The following is a 19,774-nucleotide window of genomic DNA, read 5'->3' on the forward strand; positions in this document are numbered from 1 at the left end:
TATATATAGATACATAATATAGTTTGTTTTTTTATAGATATTTATTTATATAACATAAGTAATCAATATTTCTACTAAGTAATAATTGACAAAAACATCAAACAATATACAATTATCTTATTAGGATATAGGGGGAATTATAAATGAAAAAAATAGTTAGTAGATTAATATTTGGTTTCGTATTATTTTCAATAATTGGATATAGCGGCATTCCAGAGAAGGTGAAAAATGAATATATTAATAGTAATAAGTATGCAGGAATACATATAAAAGAAATAAAAGAGAGATCAGTTCTAAATAATTCAGGAGAAGAAATAGGAAAAAGAGGAGAAGTTACATATAATCCTGATAAAATAACAGATGAAGCTTTAATAAATTTTTATAATGATAAGATTAAGAACACTGGGTATAACTATTATACTTTAACAAATGAAAAAGATAAAACTCAGGGTATTGTTTCAATTGCATGTGTAAATGTATTAACATATTCAGAAATAGATGACAATGGATATATAGTAAAAGCAAATAAAAATTTTGAAGTCAAATAGGATTGTATAAATTATAACTTTTGACTTCATATATAAGTTAATTAAAAGAAGGCACTAAAATGATCTCTAAGACTATTTTAATGCCTTCTTTTAATTGATTTTTTAAGGTGAAATTTTAGCTTTAAACTTGAAATTTCTTCTCAGCTTTGTCGTAATCTTTTAATAAATGATTCTTCCTTTTAAATATGAAGTAATATGGAACTTCATAAGCTAACATGAATATCCATCCTATGAGGCTTGCATAGGCCATACTTATCATCCCTACATGAGAAACTAATATAAAAACGAATATTACTCTAAAGGATATTTGGATAAGTGTAGAGATTAATGTAATTTTCATGTTTCCCATGCCTCTGAAGAAACCTTGAATACCATTTGTAAATGCAGGAAATAAATAAAAAAATGCCATAAGTCCTAAGTAACTCACACCTAAGTCAACCATGTTATTATCATTAGAAGAGACAAATAATTTCATTATGGGTGTCTTAAAAATTAATACAACCAAGCAGATTATTATCCAATAGCAAAACTCTATGAATAAGCCAACTCTAAATCCAGCTTTAATACGATTTTTATTATTTGCACCACGATTTTGAGCAACAAAAGTCATCATTCCATGAGATATACTTTGTTGTGGAGTGAAAGCAAAATCATCAACTCTGTTTACAGCATTAAAGGCTGCTATTGTAGCTACCCCTAATGGATTGATAGCACCTTGAATTAACAATTTGCCGATTGGCTGACAAGATTGCTGCAAAGCTGTTATTGATCCATGCTGGAGAGTTTGTTTTAAAAGCGTTTTATCTAATTTTATATCCTTTTTAGATAGTCTTAACAATGGTACTTTTTTATATATGTAAATTATACAAAATAGAGCGGAGCAAGCTTCAGCGATAGTTGTGGCTAGTCCAGCTCCAAGTACTCCCATATTAAAGCCTCCTATAAAAATAAAGTCAAGACATCCATTTAAAATAGATGCTATAGCTAAAAATCTTATTGGTGTTTTTGAATCCCCAACACTTCTCATTGCTGCAGATACTGCATTATATAGATATGTAAAAGGCATTGCGGCAAATATTATTCTTAGATAGAGTGTTGCAGATTCGAGAATTTCATTTGGAACTCCAAGGAGGATTAATATATTCTTAGAGAGGATTAAGCCTAATATTACAATTATTAGAGAAAAAAAACATCCGAATATTAAAGTTGTCGAAATCTCTTTTTTTAATTCTTCATATTTCCCAGCTCCAAAAAATTCACTCATAAGAACTGATGCTCCAATACATATACCTGTTATTCCTAAAATTACAATATTCATTACAGGATTAGCCGTTCCAACAGCTGCCAAAGCATCTGTACCAGAAAATCTTCCTACTATGATCGAATCTACGGCATTATAAGTAAGTTGGAGCAGATTTCCGAGTATTAATGGAATAGAAAAGCTTATAAGATGCTTATGTATATTCCCTTTAGTCATATCTTTAGTCATAATTTTCACTTCCTTAATATTTCTTCATTAGGTTATTATACTAAAGGTTAGATTACGTATTCAACAAACTAATTAGAGAAAATGTTTCATTTTGAAATCATTTTAACTTTCTCCATAATGTACTATGACTAATTTTCAATCTTTTCTCAACTTTGACCTGATTCATTCCTTCTTCCTCCATTACATGCTTTATAATACGAGTTTCTATTTCTTTTAAGCTTCCATTTAAATTAATAGGGATTAGAGAAGCATTTTTGTGATTTTCAAATTCTACTTTTAAGGCTGTTTTTACTTCATCAACATTAATATAAGAGCCATTACATTTAAGTGCTAATTGGTTTACAACTCTCATAAATTGTCGTATATTTTCAGGCCAATCGTATTCAGATAGTAATTTTATACCACCTTCTTTTATACCTACAACCTGACTTGCACATCTTAAATCTAGTTTTGAAAGATACATACTTACCATATTGCTGATTTCATTACTGTAATTTTTTAAAGGATTTAATTCAATTCTAACTTCATCAATTATTGAACGGAGTTGTCTAAGTAAATTTCCATTGCTAACACAGAGTTCAACAGGGAATTCGCAAGATGTAATTATTTTAATAGTATTGTTTATAGATAATTTTTTTAAAATATTAGCTATCTTTTTTTGCCCTTCTGTATATAACGTATCAATATCCTCCAGAAATAATGTGCCGCCTTCGTTTTTAAAATTATCAATTATGATTTTATATAGAAAGTCGTAGTTGTAATATTCAGGAATAGAGTGACAGCTTATACATATTAAGCTTTTTCTTTTTTGAGGACCATAGTAAGTGCATAAATATCCGATATCATTCTTACACATTCCGTCTTCGCCAGTAATAATTGTTGGAAGTGGTGTGTTACTTAGATATGATATTTGAGAAAGAATTGTTTGAGGAAATACTGTATGTACAAAGCTTGGTGATATTTCATCAGGATTTAATATTTTTATAAAATCATCAATATTATTTTTTTCTCTTTTTTCATAATATGTATAGTCAACTGCTTTGGATTTTAAGTCTTTATTATTAAAAAGAGCGTTGCATAAGCGTATTGATTCATCAATAGCGCTTTTTACAGCTTCAATTCCACTTGTAATAAGTATGCTATTAATTCCAAACTCCTGCGCTGTTTCATATACCATATTATCGCCAATAATGAGTTCATAGTTTTCTTGTTTTAGTTCTTTAATTATGTCTGGAATATCTTTATGTTGAAAATAACACTTTGATTCCATTGAATAACCTAAAAGTTCGCTTAACTGTTTAAATGATTTAAATATATTTGGATAAGATAAAAATATTTTTTTTCCTTTATATCCTTCAGATAATTTTAAAATTCTAAGTATATCAAAGGCATTAATATGAATTTCAACAATAGGAGTTTGAGTGATTTTCCTGCAAATTTCTGCAGTACCACCTCTTGTTATGATCACATCATATTTTTTGTTTATATTTACTTGTTTCAGAATTTTTGGTCCTTGCTCATAATTGCCTTGATACACATCAATTTGAAAATCATTATATTCAGATGAAACTGACATTGCGATCTCTTTTAAGCCAAAGTAGGGTGCTAAAAAAAGTATTTTTGCTTTCATAATTTTATTTACTCCATTAATTAATTTATTATACTATTATATCAAATATATAAATCAATTAATTAATTACATATATTATCTATATTTAAAAGTATGGAGATCCAGACACTTAATTGCAACATATATATGGAGTAAATATGTATTCAATTTTCGCTGATATACATATAAGTCTGGCTCTCATTATAGAACCCTATAATATATTGACACCTAAAAAGGCAGTTATCTATAAAATAAAAGTTTGTGTTTATAATTGAAAGAAGCCAGTGTTTTTACAGCACTGGCTTCTTTCAATTACTTAGTAGTTTCTTTTAATATAATAATATAAAATATTATATTATCTTACTGGACAAACTCCATTTGCGCACTCTTTATCAATTATTTCATGTTCGTCATCATCATCAAGTTCAGCTAATAATTCATAATCTATAGGTTTAATATTTTTTATACGCTCCTCATAATCTTCTTTTGTTGTAGATTCATAAGGTAAAAGAGGGTAAGTTTCGTCTGTTAGAGGAAGGAAAGTTATACCGACCACATAGTCAAAATTCTCATAGAGCCAATTGGCAACATCATCCCACTCATTTTCTCTTACATGTACGGTAATTGAAGTATTGTGATCAGTCCAATTTATCATTGATAATTTATAAAGTTCAAGTTGTTCTATAGCTCCAACATCATATTTTGTTTTTCCGTAAGGAGCTTTGATCGGAAATTCTATAACTTTTGTTGTGCAATTTTCATCACTTTGACCATTTTCATTATAAATTGGATAGCATTTTAGCTTTTCTATCATTTTATATAGAGGATCAGATGTAGAGATTCTAACTCTCCTAATATAATAATTAGAATGTGAATAATGTATTCCTGAACTTACACATGGAAGTGTGGATAGAGATCCTTCAGGCTTAATTGTTGTCATAAGCTCAGGAATGGAAATTCCAAGTTCTGAGCAGTATTTAATCCCTTCGCATCTAACTACATCTCGTAAACGCTTTAGCAATAAACCTAAATTTTTATAAGTCATGTTTGTTCTATTTACCATATCCATCATTCCAGTTAATGATATTCCAACGATTCTATCATTTTGCATGATTTTATTCCAATCTGGAAGTTCTACGTCTACTAGGGTCATTCTAATAGCTACTCTAGTAGATAGTTTTATTATTTTTTCTAATTTATCAATATCTAGATTATTATCTTCATTTACGAATGAGGCTAAATTGTTAGTTGATAGGTTGCAGCATTGATGTGAATTAAGTAAAATTTCTCCACAGGGGTTACAACCTTTAAATGTACTTTTTCTTCTCATAGCTTCACTTCCATTAATAAAACCAGGTTCACCATTTATCTTTATGGATTCTAGGATTTTCTTTATTTTATTAAGCGATGGTTTTTCTTTATATAAAACGGAATTATTGCTCATTTTCCTATGAGATACTTCTGAATTTTCAATCCAATTTCCATTGACTATTGTATATAGTTTACTTTTTGCATTTATAACATCTTCATCATTTTCATCGCAAATTATCATCATTGCACTACGCCTAACTCCACCAGAAACTACATTTTCACTTATTATAGTAGCTATATCAAGCACATCTATGGACCTTAAGCTTCCATTAACAAGATTACTGCAAACCTTATTTATTTTTTCAAACATTCTTTTTAACGATTTATGACCAGATGCTCTGCCACCAAACCTTTTTAATCTTTCACCCTCAGGTCTTACATAACTGTAATCAAATGTAATTTTCTTAATATTAATATATTCAGGACTTGTAATCAAATTAAAGTAAGTTTCTAGGGCGTTACACCAGCCTTCTTTGCTGTCACCAATTTTAATCTTAGCGACTGATGGATCTCCATCGTCTAAAATAAGTTTGGTGTTTTCCATATATTCTTTTGGAATGAACTTATGAATATCTTCATTATATTCGCTGTCTAGATATATTCTCCTTATATTAGGCATTCTTGATATTAGAGATTTATCTATTCTAACACCGACACCTGAACCAATCATGAGAAGATAAAATATGTCTACAAAATCATGGAATTTTTCAACCATTGTAAATGCACAGTTATAATTTGAAAGTGGATATTCTTTTACTATATCAGTTCCCCCCATATAAAGAGTTCTACCTGATGTAAAGGTCCTTAAATTGAATAAATTATCAAATAACAGTTCAGCTTCTTTTACTTCATCTTGTAAATTTATGCTTAATCCCTGTTTCTTTTTAAATTCTATGCCAAGTTCAATATTATATTCTGTTGTTCTAAGAACTGTTTCAAACCAAGTTTCCCTTCGTTTTTTATTGTTTAAATATCTAGAATAAGTTCGTAAATAAACAAATTCACCGATATTGCTTAAAGGCGTATTCCTAATTTCTCTGTATTTGTTTAAAAATGATTCTGATAATAGTTCGCTCATATATATTCCTCCAGTTTTACTTAATAAGCTAATAATTTCTTTCTAATCCTTATATTCTTTTGAATTATAATATCTTCAAGTTTTATAATAACATTATTTTAAATCATTTTATGATAAAATACAATATGTTGTATTTATAAAAAAGTATTCATACAATATATAGAGTTGTCCCATTCGCTATAATGATTGATTTTGACAAGTAATATGAAAATTTAATTAAGTATATTTAAGGAAGGACTTATAAAATAAAATGTAATTTTATAAAGAGATTATATGAGTAATTGCATAAACGTGATATCAATCACAGTTTTATATAATAAATCGTGATACTGTAATTTAGTAATATAAATTTTAAGCGGCTTTAGCTATAGATCTAAATATAAGCTATATGCAGTTACTTACAGGTATAACTGTAGGTTTTTTATTGCGCTCAAAAGTTTCATAATATAAATTATTACTTTTAGCTAAAATTAGCACATAGACCGCTTGCGCAGAAAGGATAGATAAAAAACAATGACTAAAAATGAGCTTGAAGCATTAAAATTAGAAGGTTTCATGCAGCAACAAGATAAAGAATATTTTTCACTTAGAATATTGACAGATGCAGGAAATTTAAGTTCTAATGAAATGGTTTGTCTAGCAGAAATATCTGAATTATATGGAAATGGATACATGGGATTTACAACACGGCAATGTGTTGAAATACCTTGGATTAGAGAAGATTTGATTCCAGAGGTTAAGAAAAGGATATTAAACGCAGGAATCAAGACAGGAGGCACTGGTACAAGGGTTGTAGCTGTAGCTGCTTGCAAAGGAGCACTTTGTAGGTTCGGATTATTAGATTCACAAGAAATAGCTAAAAATCTCGATAGAAAGTTTTTAGGAATAGATCTTCCAGGTAAATTTAAAATTGGAGTAGCAGCATGTCCTAATAATTGTGTAAAAGCTCCAATCAGTGATTTGGGTTTTTTAGCTCAAAATGAACCAAAGGTTGAGACAGATATGTGCAAAGGATGTAAGATTTGCGAACGTACTTGTAAAGTTGACGCGATATCAATGGTACATAAAAAAGCAGTAATAGATTATGATAAATGCATTTCTTGTGGGCAATGTATCAAAGCATGTCCTTTTAAAGCTATGAAGTTAGATAATGAAGGAGTTGCAGTATATTTAGGTGGCAAGTTTGGAAGAAATTTAAGAATAGGAAATCGTCTTAAAAAACTTTACCAGCCTGATGAATTGGAAGTTATTACAGAAATGGTTATTGAGTATTATAAAAATAATGCTATCAAAGGTGAAAGATTAGGAATGACAATAAGTAGACTAGGTTTTAATCATATAAAGAACGCACTAGATATATAGATGTTGCTATAGTTAATTCTCGTTTAATATTATTTTAATGATTATGTTATTAAAACATAATCAAATGGTTTGACAATGATGAATAAATAAAATAGAATGATATTAAACGATAATAAAGTATATTAAATGAGAATGAATTACTATGGGGGAGATGTAATCATGAATAAAGCAGTTTTTTTTGACATAGATGGAACTTTAATGGACTGTTTAAATGGAATAACAGATATTAGGCCTAGAGTAAAAGAAACAATTCGCTCACTTCAAGCAAATGGAGATTATGTATTTATTGCAACGGGCAGACCATATGCCTTTTTAAATGAGTCTTTGTATAATTTTGGATTTGATGGCTTTGTCCTTACCAATGGGGCATATGTAAAAGTTAAGGAAAAATGTATATATAAAGAATGTCTTAAAAGGGATTCCATAAAAGAATTAGTGTATAATTTTGAGCAGCGTAATATTCAATATATTTTGCAAGGAGAAACATATTCATACATTAAAGATGAATATAAAAAACTACATTCTTTCTATGATTCTTTTAGTATATCTAAAAAATATTTCCAATCTGAATATGATCTAGAAAAAGTAGAGACGTACAAAATTGAGATGTTATATAATGATAAAAGTGGAATGGATTATTGCTTGAATTTAGCGAATGATGATTACGATTATATTCATAATATAGAGGGAAAATCTTTTGAACTATATTCAAAATCAAATACAAAGGCAACTGGAATATTAAGAGTATTGGACTTTTTAGATATTCCAATAGAAAATAGCTATGCCTTTGGAGATGGTAAGAATGATATAGAAATGTTGTCTACAGTAGGATGCGGAATTGCTATGGGGAATGCCGAGGATTACGTTAAAGAACACGCTAAGGAAGTAACTGATACTGTACAAAATGATGGAGTAGCTTTAGGAATAGAGCGATTTATCTACTAAAATAGACCTGCATTTTATTTATTAAAATGCAGGTCTATTTTAGTAAATTTTATTATTATTTATACTAATCTAAAAAATCATATGATTTATTTAATGAACCTAAAGAATACTAAAATTAAAATTTTTCAAATATTATTTGCTGCCTATATTACCAAGAAATATGCGAGAATACAACATATATAACCTTTTCATATGCAATTATGAAAATTATATCTATATGTAACAAAAATTACTTTTGTGTTTGATACATTCTTATCCTATAATAGGGCAATACCATATCGGTGGGGAAAGTAACCTAGAATATTATTAGGTCACAAATAAAACACAAGGAGTGGTAATTTGATTAAATTAAAAATAAATGTTATAAAAACTTGTATATTTCTAGGAGTATGTTTGCTAGGATTTGAAACAACCTTTTTAGATCAGCAAACTAAAAATATTCAAATAAATAGAATTGTTACAGGTAGCTATAAAGAAGACTTTAATCTCAAAAAAGAAAGTGCCGATATTGAGAAATATGCAGAATCAGTAAAGAAATCAGATGAAGGTTCATCTGATTCAGTAAATGCATCATCGGTAAAAGAGCAAAAGCAAATAGGTAAACCTATTAAAGCAGAATTAACTGCATATAGTGATGATCCTAGATGTTCGGGAAAATGGAAGTCACAAACAGCAATGCAGACAACAACAAGAATAGGTGTTATTGCGGCCCCATCTAATATACCGCTTGGAAGCAAGATGTATATTCCGGAGTTGGAAAGTTATAAGCCTGATGGCATGTTTGATGTTGAAGATAGAGGTGGAGCAATTAAGGTAAAAAAAGATGGCACTTATGTAATAGATGTTTGGGTCCCGTCATATGAAGAGGCTAAACAATTTGGTAGAAAAACTACTACTATATATCTATTAGAATAAGAATAAGTATAAATTTAAAATTACTTTAATATCTGTGATTTTATTTACACAAATATCCTAAGGGAAGTTACATCTTTCAATTTAAATATTTATAAAATTATATGTAATATTGTTAATATTCAATTGGATGAAACCCTTAGGAACTTTTAGAAAAAATATAATAATGATTTTATTATTACAAGCTTAGAGTGAATTTGCTATGTATTAATTTAGATATAGGTGGAATGTTCGCTTATATCTTTTTGTTTTATAATAAATTTTGTATATTATAAGGATATGTTAATGGAAGCATAATGTAATATTTAATAGTACATAGTATACTAATAATATAATCTTAATAAGACTAACTTTCTCAAATTATTTAATATTATAAATAAATGTAATATTGTTGTATTAACTTTTATGATTCAAAACGAAAATTCTGCTAAATTATGTAGAAAAATAATGAATAAGACCTCGTTAAATGGTATAATTGAATATATGTGTATAAAAATCTAATATCAGATTATTGAGGTGAATTATGAAAACCTATAATGTTAAATATAGGGACTTTAAAACTTTACAATTATATGTAAATAGCAATGACATAATGAAATATAATAATATATTAGTACAGGTGTTTTCTGGGATATGCAATAAAGAGTTTATAAATGAAGTAATAAGAAATTTAAAATTATTAATTCCTCAATGCAAAATAGTTGGGGCTACGTCGTCAGGTGAAATACTAAATGGAGATATATTTGAACGGGAGTGCATAATCTCCATAAGTGTTTTTGAGAAAACCATAATTAAATCCATCTTAGTTAAGGATAATATATCTGATTTTAGTAAAGGTGTGAAAATAGCTAATTGTCTAATTAGTACAGATACGAAGGCAATAATATCTTTTGGCGATTCAAGCATTATGGGCGAGGAACTTTTAAATGGGATAAATTCTGTAAATGATCATGTTCTGGTAGCTGGTGGAATTGCTGGGAAGAGCGATCCAGCGTATGAAACATATGTTTTTACAGAAGAGGGAGTAGAAAAAAACGCAGTAGCTGCAGTTGCATTAAAAGGTGAATTTTTAAATGTAAATAACGGAAGTAGTTTTAATTGCATACCTATAGGGAAAGAACACGAGATAACATTGGTAGAAGATAACATAGTAAAAAAGATAGGAACTATATCAGTAAAAGAATTTTATAACAAGTATTTAGGTACTAACAATAATGATCAAATTCTACGTATGGGAAATAAGTTTCCATTAATGGTAAAAAGAAATAACAGATATTTTAGTGCTCACATATTAAAATTCATAAATGCAGAAGAAGCGCTTATATCTACAAAGCTGGATATTGGTGAAAAAATAAGGATTGGTTTTGGTGACTTAAGAGAGATTTTGCAAAGTGCAAAGGAAATGTATAGCGAGATTACAAGGTGCCCATGTGAGAGTTTATTAATATATTCATGTGATTCAAGAAAAAATATATTTAAGAAAGTAAATGCAAAGGAAATAATACCGTTTAAAGATTTATCTGTAGGTGGTTTTTATACCTTTGGTGAATTTAATAATGTTAATAATAAAAATATGTTTTACACTGAAACAATGACCGTATTAGTACTTTCAGAAGATGTCAATGCAAGAATTAAAATTATATCAGAAATTGATGATGAATACTCTTATTTTAATGAGGAGGATTCAGCATTATACAACCTGATAAAGAATACTGGGGAAGAATTAAATCAATTAAATATAAAATTAGAGGAAAAAATAAAAGAAAAAACAGATGAGTTAGAAAAACAATATTATACGGACAAGTTGACGGGTTTAGAAAATAGAAATAAACTAATTAATGACTTGTGTGTAGAAAAATACACTAAACTTACAATTATTGATATAAGGTCCTTTAATGATATAAATGATTTTTATGGAAATACAATAGGCGATAAGGTATTGAAGGATATTTCTAAGTTAATTAGTTGTTACTGTAATGAGAATAAATTAAATTCTTACAGAGTGAATTCGGATATATTTGCTATAGCAAGTAGTGATATAGCAAAAGAAGAGTTCATTGCAAGAATACAATTTTTACAAAATGAAATAAACAATCAATGTTTCGTTTACGAAGAAGGTAAGATTTTCTTAACAATTGTAATGGGAGTTGCGTTAGAAGAAGAATTATTATTTGAGAAAGCAGAAATGGCTTTAAATTATGCAAAAAAAAATAAAGAATTATTTCAAATATATAGGGAAGATCTTAACATATATGAGGGAATCAAGGAAAATATAATATGGACTAAAAAAATTAAAGATGCTATAGCTGAAAATAGAATAGTTCCATTTTTTCAACCAATAGTTAATAATAGTTTAAAGACAATTGAGAAATGCGAGGCTTTAATTCGTATGATTGATGAAAACGGAAAAGTTATATCTCCATATTTTTTCTTGGATATAGCAAAAAAAGCTGGATTATATAAAGAACTAACGATAATAATGCTAGAAAAAACTTTTGAAGTTTTAAATAAAACTAATTATGAAATATCTATAAATCTTCTTCTTCAGGATATAATGAACAGCGAAATTAGAGCCCTAATTATAAAAAAATTAAAGAAGGTACGAAACCCTGAGAAGATTGTATTTGAAATAGTTGAATCGGAAGGTATTGAAAATTTTAATGAAGTTACTGAATTTATAAAAGAAGTAAAAAAATATGGATCAAAAATTGCAATTGATGATTTTGGAACTGGTTATTCAAATTTTAACTATCTTATGAAGCTAAATGTAGATTATATAAAGATTGATGGATCAATTATTAAAAATGTTCATAAAGATAAGTCAGCAGAAATTGTTACAAAGACTATAGTATTATTTGCAAAAGAGTTGGGGATAGAAACTATTGCAGAATTTGTATCTGAAGAAGAAATATATAATAAAATAAAAGATTTGAATGTAGATTATTCTCAGGGATATTATTTTTCAGAACCAAAAGAAAATATAGGGTGATTTTTAGGCACCCTATATTTAAGAATGATTGACTTAATAATAATTAATAATACTTTTTGTAGTTGGGGAAATAATGTTTAATGAACTTATTAAGTTGTTAAACATTATTTGCCTTTTTTAATTTAGAAAAATAATATATTAAGCATGTAATAAAGGCACATGTAATCTTTATCATAAGATCGGTTGCAGTATCTTCAAGACTTCCATTTGTCATATCAGTTTTAAAAAAATAATCTGCTAAGAATTCATATATCTCCCAGATGGTACCTATTGCAATTGTGAAACAAAAGGCAAATATTAAGGTGAATTTAGAAAATTTTTCCTTGGTTGTATTTTTAGTTTTTTCTATAATTCCCTGTAAAAGATGTACTCCAATTATAACCCCATATACACCAAATATACCATGAAGAAATAAATCCCACCACCAGAACATACTATAGAACTTTAAAGTTTCTCCTAGATATAAAGTAGCAAATATAAATATTATTGATGCTGATAAAAAACTAGATGGAAGGATTATTTTGTTAGAATTAGCAACTTTAAGAACGATAAAAGGAATAAATATGCTTATAGCATCCCAGAGTAAAAAAAGTAGATAACTCCACGGATTTGATGAGGCGGTCCTAATAGCCGTAATAATAATTAATATTTCAAGTAATATTGCTAATATTACGCCAATTTTACTGCTTTTGTTAATCATTAAAATCAACCCCTTTTTAATGTATATACTTATAAATATTTATAGGGAGTCTAAATCTAATGATATCTTTTCCTTTTTTATATAAAAATATGTGCATTTAGGAATAGGCTTGTCCTAGAGTAAATTGCTTTTATATTAATTTACTCTAGTAGGAGGCCTTTCTATAATTAATTCTTATGAATTACAGGAAGATTTATTTTTTTTATATAACAAATCATTCTGATTGAAAAAATAACGATTAATGATATATGCTGGGATACATGAGTTCCTAAAAGAGGATATAGAAACCACAGTAAAATTGAACCAAGGATACATGCAATGCAGTAAACATCAGTTTTAAAAATTTCAGGCTTTCTATTGGTAATTATATCTCTAAGTACGCCTCCACCAACCCCAGTAATGCTTGTAGCAAATAGAAATAGCATTAAATTATAGCCACTTTCAAGAGCTTTAATTCCAGAAGAGACAGAAAAAGCTGAAAGCCCTATTGCATCTATTATCACAAACATATTATTATATTTTAGTTTTCCACGAAGTATAACAGGAATTGTTGCACCTAAAATGATAAAAGGAATAGTTGTATAGTTTTCAAAAAATAATGGAATTCCAACATCCGTTACAATATCACGGAGAACTCCTCCTCCCATAGCTGTGACAGTAGCGAGAATATATATACCGAATAAGTCGAATTTTTCCTCAATTGCAACATGAGCCCCAGATGCTGCAAATGCAAATATGCCTAGATACTCCAATATATTAATATCATTCATAAATCAAACACCTCTTTCAATTAAATTTTATGCATAAAAATAGACGAATTGCATAAACAATTCGCCTCTGTTATTTTACCTGAAAGATTCTCTTTTAATAGTTAACTAAAAAGATTGCTTCTTGGGTGTCATAAGACTTTCCAGAGTTTCGTCAGAATTCGGTCCTTTTGCCTGAGAGTTTGTTGCGATTTCACCTTCGGCTCTACATTGCTTGTAGCATCTCCCAAATTCGTCACACGATTACTATAATTAATCAGAAATATTATAAATTAGTTTTAATAGCATGTCAAACTAATTTATTCAATTCATCTTCGTGTAAAGTTTCTTTTTCTAATAATTCTATAGCAATCTTATCAAGAGAAGCTCTATTTTTATTTAAAAGTTTCAGTGTTTCATTGTATAGATCGTTAACAATATTTTTACATTCTTCAATAACAGGATTTCCATAACTACTATATAAAGGACCTACACTTGATAGATTTATAAGCCCTAAGGTTTCTCCCATACCATACTCAGTAACCATTTTTAAAGCAATATCAGTAGTTTGAGATATATCTCCATGCGCTCCAGTAGAAATTTTATCTTTACCAAAAATTATTTCTTCTGCAGCTCTACCACCTAGTGAAACTTTAATTTTATTTTTCAAATAATCTATTCTGTGGTAATTGGTATCTTCAGGAATAGATAATGTATAACCTCCAGCACCTTTTGTTGTCGGTATAATTGTTATTTTAGAAACTTTATCCTGTGGAAGTAATAGCATATTAACTAATCCATGCCCTGCCTCATGATATGCAGTAAGAAGTTTATCTTCTTCTTTAAGATAACTTCTTTCTTTTTTTTCGTGGCCAGCTAAAGTTATAGAATATGCGTTTTCTATATGGTCATAAGTTATATAATCACTGTTGTCTTTGGCTGCTAATATAGCACTTTCATTAACTAAACTTTCTAGCTTTGCACCAGAAAAATATACTGTTTTTTTAGCTATATCTTTAATATCAATATTTTCATGTGGTTTGTTCTTTAAATGAAGAGATAAGATCTTTTCTCTTGCATTAACATCTGGCAATGCAACTTCTATATGTCTATCAAACCTTCCTGGTCTAAGAAGAGCTTTGTCCAACATATCAAGTCTATTTGTAGCTGCAATTACTACAATTCCTTCTTCTTGTCCAAATCCAGACATTTCAGTTAAAAGCGCATTTAATGTTTGATCTTTTTCATCGTTACTAGATCCATTTTTTCCATTACCTCTTGCTTTACCTATAGCATCGATCTCGTCAATAAATATTACAGCTTTTCCTTGAGATTTTGCTTTCTTAAATAAATTTCTTACTCTTGCAGCACCAACTCCAACATATACTTGGACAAAATCAGAACCACTGAGCGCATAAAATGGAACTCCCGCTTCACCTGCAACTGCTTTTGCAAGTAATGTCTTACCTGTACCTGGATCACCGTAAAGAATAACGCCCTTTGGCATTCTAGCACCATACTTTTGATACTTTTCTGGGTTCTTAAGAAAATCTACAACATCCATTAAACTTTCTTTAGCTTCTTCATTTCCAGCTACAGCATCAAAATTTAGGGCTGCTTTCTTATCTTTGCTAAAATCTTGCATTTCCATCGATGTTACAGAAGAAACGCCACCTTTTGATTTATATACAAGCATCGCAACTATTGCAAAAAGTGATAATCCTAAAATTCCAGAAGGAATAGTTTTTGAAATAGGGGGAGTGGTCTCGTCCTTAACTTCTATTCCATTTAGTAATAGCTTTTCTTTTAAAGTATCAGTATGCGGATTATCTGTAGAGTATTTATCACCGCTATTTAGTATTACAGTCATTTTAGGAGAAGTATCAACTATTACAGTTGATATTTTATTAGAATTAAGATCTTCAGTAAAATAAGAATAACCTTTATTAACTACCTTTGAATTTATTGATGTTACTACCATTACTATAAGAGACAGGATAGCTGTTATTATAGGAATAATAATATAGTATTTTTTTATCTTATTCATTAAGTACCTCCAATTTCTTAAAAGATGACTTAAGGCATACATATTTATAACTTATTTTGTAAGCCTAATATTGATTATACAGGTTTAAAATTAGAAGTCTAATTTCTTTCATTGATTTTACCAATGTAATTTTTGGAGAAATACTCAATCAACTCTTTTTCTGAATGCAAAAAATTTCATTAATATAAATGTGATTGGAACGCCTATGATTGCGGCTAATAAATAAGCAATAAGTTTATTTAATCCCATGAAATTAAAAACTATTATTACAACTATATTTTGGATAATAAAATTTGGGATATAGGATATTGCAAATTTTATAAATTTATTTAATTGTAGTTTTTCTTTAAAAGTTATAAGACTATTCAATAAATACGATATAATCAAACCCGAAATATAGCCAACTATAAATGCTATATTCTCATTTAAAAAACTTGAATATATATAAGAAAAAACAGTTCCGTTAAATGTATTTATAACCCCTATTATTAAAAAAGTAACAAATTCTTTTGTATAGAAAGTGTTTTTGAATTTTTGAACTATATTATCCATAAGTTTCCTCCTGCAAATTTTCTCATCTATGCTAATTAATTTATTAAAGATGAGAAATCTTATTTTTTATTTAATTTCATTATGTATTTTCTGAATATATTTTAGTATTATTCAAGTGAATAAGAGTTGAAGCTTACTATAAACCATATTGATGAAAAAATGAACTTATAATTAACATAAGTCCAATAGAACAATCCCCTTAAAAATAAACTAGTATCTATAAACTTGTATTAATAATTATAAAGAGCGTTTATCAATAGGTTTATCATTATAATGATTATGCATTATATCAACTCAAAGATACTCTATCAGTGTATAGAAATTAAAGTTGTTTATTACCATTTTAAGAAAAGAGTTACGCTGGCTGAAGTGTCTTATTCAGTAATCAATATTACTTCAACTATAATATTGTTAAACAAATATATCAATAAAATTGATATATTTATTGTAAATCTATATTAATATACAGTAGCGTTAACCTAAACATAGATTACTAAAAGACTTATGTATATTTTAACTATATACATTATTTCTGAATAAACGCTGAACAGATTTCAAGAACTAGCTTTATTTATGATATTTCTACGTTATATTACATCTTAGAGTCTTAGAGTCTACAAAAATTTTAAGTATATATTATAAAGTATATTGGTTATTCATATAATTAAATAGATTTGGCAAATGATTATGAAATATCATTGTATTGCAAAATGTCATTCATGTAATTTTTAGTAAACAATATTAAATACAATGATCGTTTTATTTAAATTTGAATATAAAAATATACAAGTGAGGTATATATATGATAAGACCAAGGCCTTTAAAGAAAGGTGATAGAATAGGATTAATTGCAGCCTCAAGTCCAACAAAACCAGATAGAATAAAACCCTCAATTAAAGCTATGGAAGAGCTGGGATTTGAAGTTGTTTTAGGGAAAAGTTGCAAGTGTTATCATGGATATTTATCTGGAAGTGATGAAATAAGAGCAAATGATATTAATAAAATGTTTGATGATAAGACTATAAAAGGTATTTTTGCAATAAGGGGCGGATATGGAGCAGCAAGACTTTTGGACATGCTGGATTACAATATGATAAAAAGAAATCCGAAAGTTTTTGCAGGATATAGTGATGTTACAGCTCTTCATACTGTATTTAATGAAAAATGTAAATTTATAACTTTTCATACTCCAATGATATCAACCGAATTTTATAAAGGTGTAGATGATTACACAATGGATTATTTTATAAAAAATATATTTAGTGATAGGCCATTAGGAATATTAAAAAATCCAGATGGACAAGAAATAAAAACTTTAGTAAATGGAAAAGCAATAGGCAAATTGGTTGGAGGAAATCTGTCTTTAGTTGCTTCATCTATGGGAACTCCATATGAACTCGATACAAAAGGAAAGATACTATTCTTAGAGGATGTAGATGAATATCCATATAAAATAGATCGGATGTTACTTCAATTAAAGCAGTGTGGAAAATTTAAAGATGCTGCGGGAATTATTTTAGGGTCATGGACTGGTTGTGATCCAATAGAAGGGAATAACAGTTTAACATTAATGGAGATATTTGAAGAATTGATAAAGCCAGAAAATACTCCGACAATTTATAATTTGGCTTGCGGACATTGTTCTCCTACTATAAGTATTCCATTAGGAGCAAAAGTAAAGATAAACGGAGAAAGAAGCGAAATAGTTATTCTTTAGTTGAGTATCAAACATTATACATTGGAGTGATTTTATGAAAAATGCAATAGTTAATAATACTATAGGAATGTTAAAACGTGAGCCAAAAAATAATTCGGAAAGCGTAGATGAAGTACTATTTGGAATGAATGTTGAAATACTCAAAGAGGCGTTTAATAATTGGTTTTATGTAAGAACTCACTACAAATACGAAGGATATATTAATGGTATTGATTTAATAATAAATGATAAATTATCGGAAAAATGGGAAACAGAAAAAAATTCAATAGTTATTAATTCTTTTGCAGATATTCTTAATAATCCTCAAGCATCTGGATTTCCAATTGCAACTTTGACAAGAGGTGCTAATTTAATTTCTACTTCTGAATATAGCAAAGACAATAAGTTTACAAAAGTTATATTACCTAATCTTAGTATGGGCTGGATAAGAAGTAGTTTCATATCCAATTTGAAGAGCGGTTATGATATAAATGATGAAGAAGGTCTTAGGAATAATTTAGTGTCATCGGCTGTATCCTATATTGGAACACAGTATAGGTGGGGAGGGAAAACTCCTCTTGGAATTGATTGTTCGGGCCTCTGCTTTATGGCATATATGTTGAATGGGATTCTAATTTATAGAGATGCAGAGATTAAAGAAGGTTTTCCTATTAAAGAAATAACATTTAAGCAAATAAAAAAAGGAGATCTAATATTTTTTCCAGGACATGTTGCTATGTACTTAGGCGATGGCAAATATATACATTCATCAACAAGTAATGATGTAGTAAAAATAAATAGTTTTAATAAAAATTCAAATGACTATAATGAAGATCTAGATAGAAGTTTAAAACGATTTGGAAGTATATTTTAAAACTGATTTCATAAATCATGTAATTTGGATGGTATAATGGATTAGCAATGCAAAGAGCTGTTAACAGAGGATGGATAAATCCTTATGATTCGCCACTTAAACAATTAGCAAATTCTTATAGTGAATCAAAGCATATAATTAGCGAGATCAAAGAATAGTAAAAAGATTTCAAGAAAGGTGCCTATTTGTAATATTAAGGCGCCTTTTTTAAGTACTTAAATAAATATTAATTTTTAAATAAAATGATCATTGAAATATTTGAAATAGTTAGTAATTTAATCAATAATTTTGAAATATATCTATTTATAGAAAATCAAATAATTATAAATTTTAAGCAATTTTTCTAAATATACTTATATATTTGATTTATAGAATCATAAGTAATAGAATAGCAATATAAATTGCTAAATATATACAATTGATTATTTAATCTAAAATATTATTTATGCTAAATTGTATGCAAATTAATTTCGCATTGCTGTATGAGAAAAAAGCAACTTAAATATATTAAAAATATGAGTAAATATACCAATTTCGTATTGATTATTATAGACAATAATGATATTCTTAATTATATGATAAATAATTTCATTTAGGAGGTGTCATTATTATGAGTATTTGCAGTTTAAATCCGGGGGAGAAAGGAATAATTTCATCTATTAAAGGAGATTCAAAATTAGTTAAGAGATTATTTGCGTTAGGATGCATCGAAGGAACTGAGGTTGAACTTAGGAGAACAGCGCCACTTGGTGATCCAATTATTATAAATTTTAGAGGTTTTGATTTAGCTATTAGAAAAAAGGATGCTAAGAATATACTATTAAAAAAATTATAATAATTTGGGCTTAAATATTTT

Annotated in this window: 15 protein-coding genes and 1 riboswitch; of the genes, 8 read left to right on the forward strand and 7 right to left on the reverse strand. The window is 28.1% G+C overall.

What is annotated here, in order from left to right; translation table 11 throughout:
• Nucleotides 1-143 precede the first annotated feature (143 nt).
• Complete coding sequence (locus KEC93_RS12940) at nucleotides 144-548, forward strand: hypothetical protein (protein ID WP_039770901.1); 405 nt, start codon at nucleotides 144-146, stop codon at nucleotides 546-548.
• 121 nt (nucleotides 549-669) lie between these two features.
• Here the strand turns inward: KEC93_RS12940 and KEC93_RS12945 are convergent, their stop codons facing one another.
• From KEC93_RS12945 to nrdJ, 3 genes are all read right to left on the reverse strand, one after another.
• On the reverse strand, nucleotides 670-2,037 hold the full coding sequence (locus KEC93_RS12945; protein WP_012058731.1) for an MATE family efflux transporter: 1,368 nt from the start codon (nucleotides 2,035-2,037) through the stop codon (nucleotides 670-672).
• Nucleotides 2,038-2,134: 97 nt separating this feature from the next.
• A complete protein-coding gene (locus tag KEC93_RS12950) occupies nucleotides 2,135-3,667 on the reverse strand; it encodes a sigma-54-dependent transcriptional regulator (protein WP_077869646.1) in 1,533 nt (510 codons plus the stop codon).
• A gap of 334 nt (nucleotides 3,668-4,001) precedes the next feature.
• Complete coding sequence (gene nrdJ / locus KEC93_RS12955) at nucleotides 4,002-6,095, reverse strand: ribonucleoside-triphosphate reductase, adenosylcobalamin-dependent (RefSeq protein WP_077869647.1); 2,094 nt, start codon at nucleotides 6,093-6,095, stop codon at nucleotides 4,002-4,004.
• A 513-nt stretch (nucleotides 6,096-6,608) separates the two neighbouring features.
• Between nrdJ and KEC93_RS12960 the strand changes: the two genes are divergently transcribed.
• The 4 genes from KEC93_RS12960 (at nucleotide 6,609) to KEC93_RS12975 (ending at nucleotide 12,303) form a co-directional block, all read left to right on the forward strand.
• On the forward strand, nucleotides 6,609-7,457 hold the full coding sequence (locus tag KEC93_RS12960) for a ferredoxin-like domain-containing protein (protein ID WP_039770907.1): 849 nt from the start codon (nucleotides 6,609-6,611) through the stop codon (nucleotides 7,455-7,457).
• A 159-nt stretch (nucleotides 7,458-7,616) separates the two neighbouring features.
• Complete coding sequence (locus tag KEC93_RS12965) at nucleotides 7,617-8,402, forward strand: Cof-type HAD-IIB family hydrolase (protein WP_077869648.1); 786 nt, start codon at nucleotides 7,617-7,619, stop codon at nucleotides 8,400-8,402.
• A 339-nt stretch (nucleotides 8,403-8,741) separates the two neighbouring features.
• Nucleotides 8,742-9,317 (forward strand): 3D domain-containing protein, encoded by a 576-nt coding sequence (locus KEC93_RS12970; protein WP_077869649.1) that lies wholly within the window; start codon nucleotides 8,742-8,744, stop codon nucleotides 9,315-9,317.
• 520 nt (nucleotides 9,318-9,837) lie between these two features.
• Nucleotides 9,838-12,303, forward strand: a complete 2,466-nt coding sequence (locus KEC93_RS12975) for a bifunctional diguanylate cyclase/phosphodiesterase (RefSeq protein ID WP_077869650.1) — start codon at nucleotides 9,838-9,840, stop codon at nucleotides 12,301-12,303.
• A gap of 97 nt (nucleotides 12,304-12,400) precedes the next feature.
• Here the strand turns inward: KEC93_RS12975 and KEC93_RS12980 are convergent, their stop codons facing one another.
• The 4 genes from KEC93_RS12980 to KEC93_RS12995 all read right to left on the reverse strand — a co-directional run bounded on the left by KEC93_RS12980 (nucleotide 12,401) and on the right by KEC93_RS12995 (nucleotide 16,348).
• Nucleotides 12,401-13,003 (reverse strand): DUF2238 domain-containing protein, encoded by a 603-nt coding sequence (locus tag KEC93_RS12980; protein ID WP_023974677.1) that lies wholly within the window; start codon nucleotides 13,001-13,003, stop codon nucleotides 12,401-12,403.
• A 167-nt stretch (nucleotides 13,004-13,170) separates the two neighbouring features.
• Nucleotides 13,171-13,773 carry a trimeric intracellular cation channel family protein gene (locus KEC93_RS12985; protein WP_023974678.1) on the reverse strand — a complete coding sequence of 201 codons (603 nt, stop codon included), beginning with the start codon at nucleotides 13,771-13,773 and terminating at the stop codon, nucleotides 13,171-13,173.
• Nucleotides 13,774-13,922: 149 nt separating this feature from the next.
• Nucleotides 13,923-14,009: riboswitch (glycine riboswitch) on the reverse strand.
• 50 nt (nucleotides 14,010-14,059) lie between these two features.
• Nucleotides 14,060-15,796 carry an ATP-dependent metallopeptidase FtsH/Yme1/Tma family protein gene (locus KEC93_RS12990; protein ID WP_077869651.1) on the reverse strand — a complete coding sequence of 579 codons (1,737 nt, stop codon included), beginning with the start codon at nucleotides 15,794-15,796 and terminating at the stop codon, nucleotides 14,060-14,062.
• A 144-nt stretch (nucleotides 15,797-15,940) separates the two neighbouring features.
• A complete protein-coding gene (locus KEC93_RS12995) occupies nucleotides 15,941-16,348 on the reverse strand; it encodes a GtrA family protein (protein ID WP_077869652.1) in 408 nt (135 codons plus the stop codon).
• A gap of 802 nt (nucleotides 16,349-17,150) precedes the next feature.
• On the opposite strand from KEC93_RS12995, the gene KEC93_RS13000 reads away from it, so the two are divergent.
• The 3 genes from KEC93_RS13000 (at nucleotide 17,151) to KEC93_RS13010 (ending at nucleotide 19,753) form a co-directional block, all read left to right on the forward strand.
• Nucleotides 17,151-18,065: a S66 peptidase family protein gene (locus tag KEC93_RS13000; protein ID WP_077869653.1), complete on the forward strand. Its 915-nt coding sequence runs from the start codon at nucleotides 17,151-17,153 to the stop codon at nucleotides 18,063-18,065.
• A 34-nt stretch (nucleotides 18,066-18,099) separates the two neighbouring features.
• Entirely contained in the window at nucleotides 18,100-18,918 is an 819-nt protein-coding gene (locus KEC93_RS13005) for a C40 family peptidase (protein ID WP_017211637.1), read from the forward strand.
• 610 nt (nucleotides 18,919-19,528) lie between these two features.
• Nucleotides 19,529-19,753, forward strand: coding sequence for a FeoA family protein (locus tag KEC93_RS13010; protein ID WP_017211634.1), 225 nt, complete (start codon nucleotides 19,529-19,531; stop codon nucleotides 19,751-19,753).
• Nucleotides 19,754-19,774: the final 21 nt, after the last annotated feature.

The organism is Clostridium beijerinckii, assembly GCF_018223745.1.
GTDB lineage: Bacteria > Bacillota > Clostridia > Clostridiales > Clostridiaceae > Clostridium > Clostridium beijerinckii.

Coding starts and splice junctions, on each gene's coding strand:
- KEC93_RS12940 (WP_039770901.1), top strand. CDS start 144: ATGAAAAAAATAGTTAGTAGATTAATATTTGGTTTCGTATTATTTTCA.
- KEC93_RS12945 (WP_012058731.1), bottom strand. CDS start 2,037: ATGACTAAAGATATGACTAAAGGGAATATACATAAGCATCTTATAAGC.
- KEC93_RS12950 (WP_077869646.1), bottom strand. CDS start 3,667: ATGAAAGCAAAAATACTTTTTTTAGCACCCTACTTTGGCTTAAAAGAG.
- nrdJ (WP_077869647.1), bottom strand. CDS start 6,095: ATGAGCGAACTATTATCAGAATCATTTTTAAACAAATACAGAGAAATT.
- KEC93_RS12960 (WP_039770907.1), top strand. CDS start 6,609: ATGACTAAAAATGAGCTTGAAGCATTAAAATTAGAAGGTTTCATGCAG.
- KEC93_RS12965 (WP_077869648.1), top strand. CDS start 7,617: ATGAATAAAGCAGTTTTTTTTGACATAGATGGAACTTTAATGGACTGT.
- KEC93_RS12975 (WP_077869650.1), top strand. CDS start 9,838: ATGAAAACCTATAATGTTAAATATAGGGACTTTAAAACTTTACAATTA.
- KEC93_RS12980 (WP_023974677.1), bottom strand. CDS start 13,003: ATGATTAACAAAAGCAGTAAAATTGGCGTAATATTAGCAATATTACTT.
- KEC93_RS12985 (WP_023974678.1), bottom strand. CDS start 13,773: ATGAATGATATTAATATATTGGAGTATCTAGGCATATTTGCATTTGCA.
- KEC93_RS12990 (WP_077869651.1), bottom strand. CDS start 15,796: ATGAATAAGATAAAAAAATACTATATTATTATTCCTATAATAACAGCT.
- KEC93_RS12995 (WP_077869652.1), bottom strand. CDS start 16,348: ATGGATAATATAGTTCAAAAATTCAAAAACACTTTCTATACAAAAGAA.
- KEC93_RS13000 (WP_077869653.1), top strand. CDS start 17,151: ATGATAAGACCAAGGCCTTTAAAGAAAGGTGATAGAATAGGATTAATT.
- KEC93_RS13005 (WP_017211637.1), top strand. CDS start 18,100: ATGAAAAATGCAATAGTTAATAATACTATAGGAATGTTAAAACGTGAG.
- KEC93_RS13010 (WP_017211634.1), top strand. CDS start 19,529: ATGAGTATTTGCAGTTTAAATCCGGGGGAGAAAGGAATAATTTCATCT.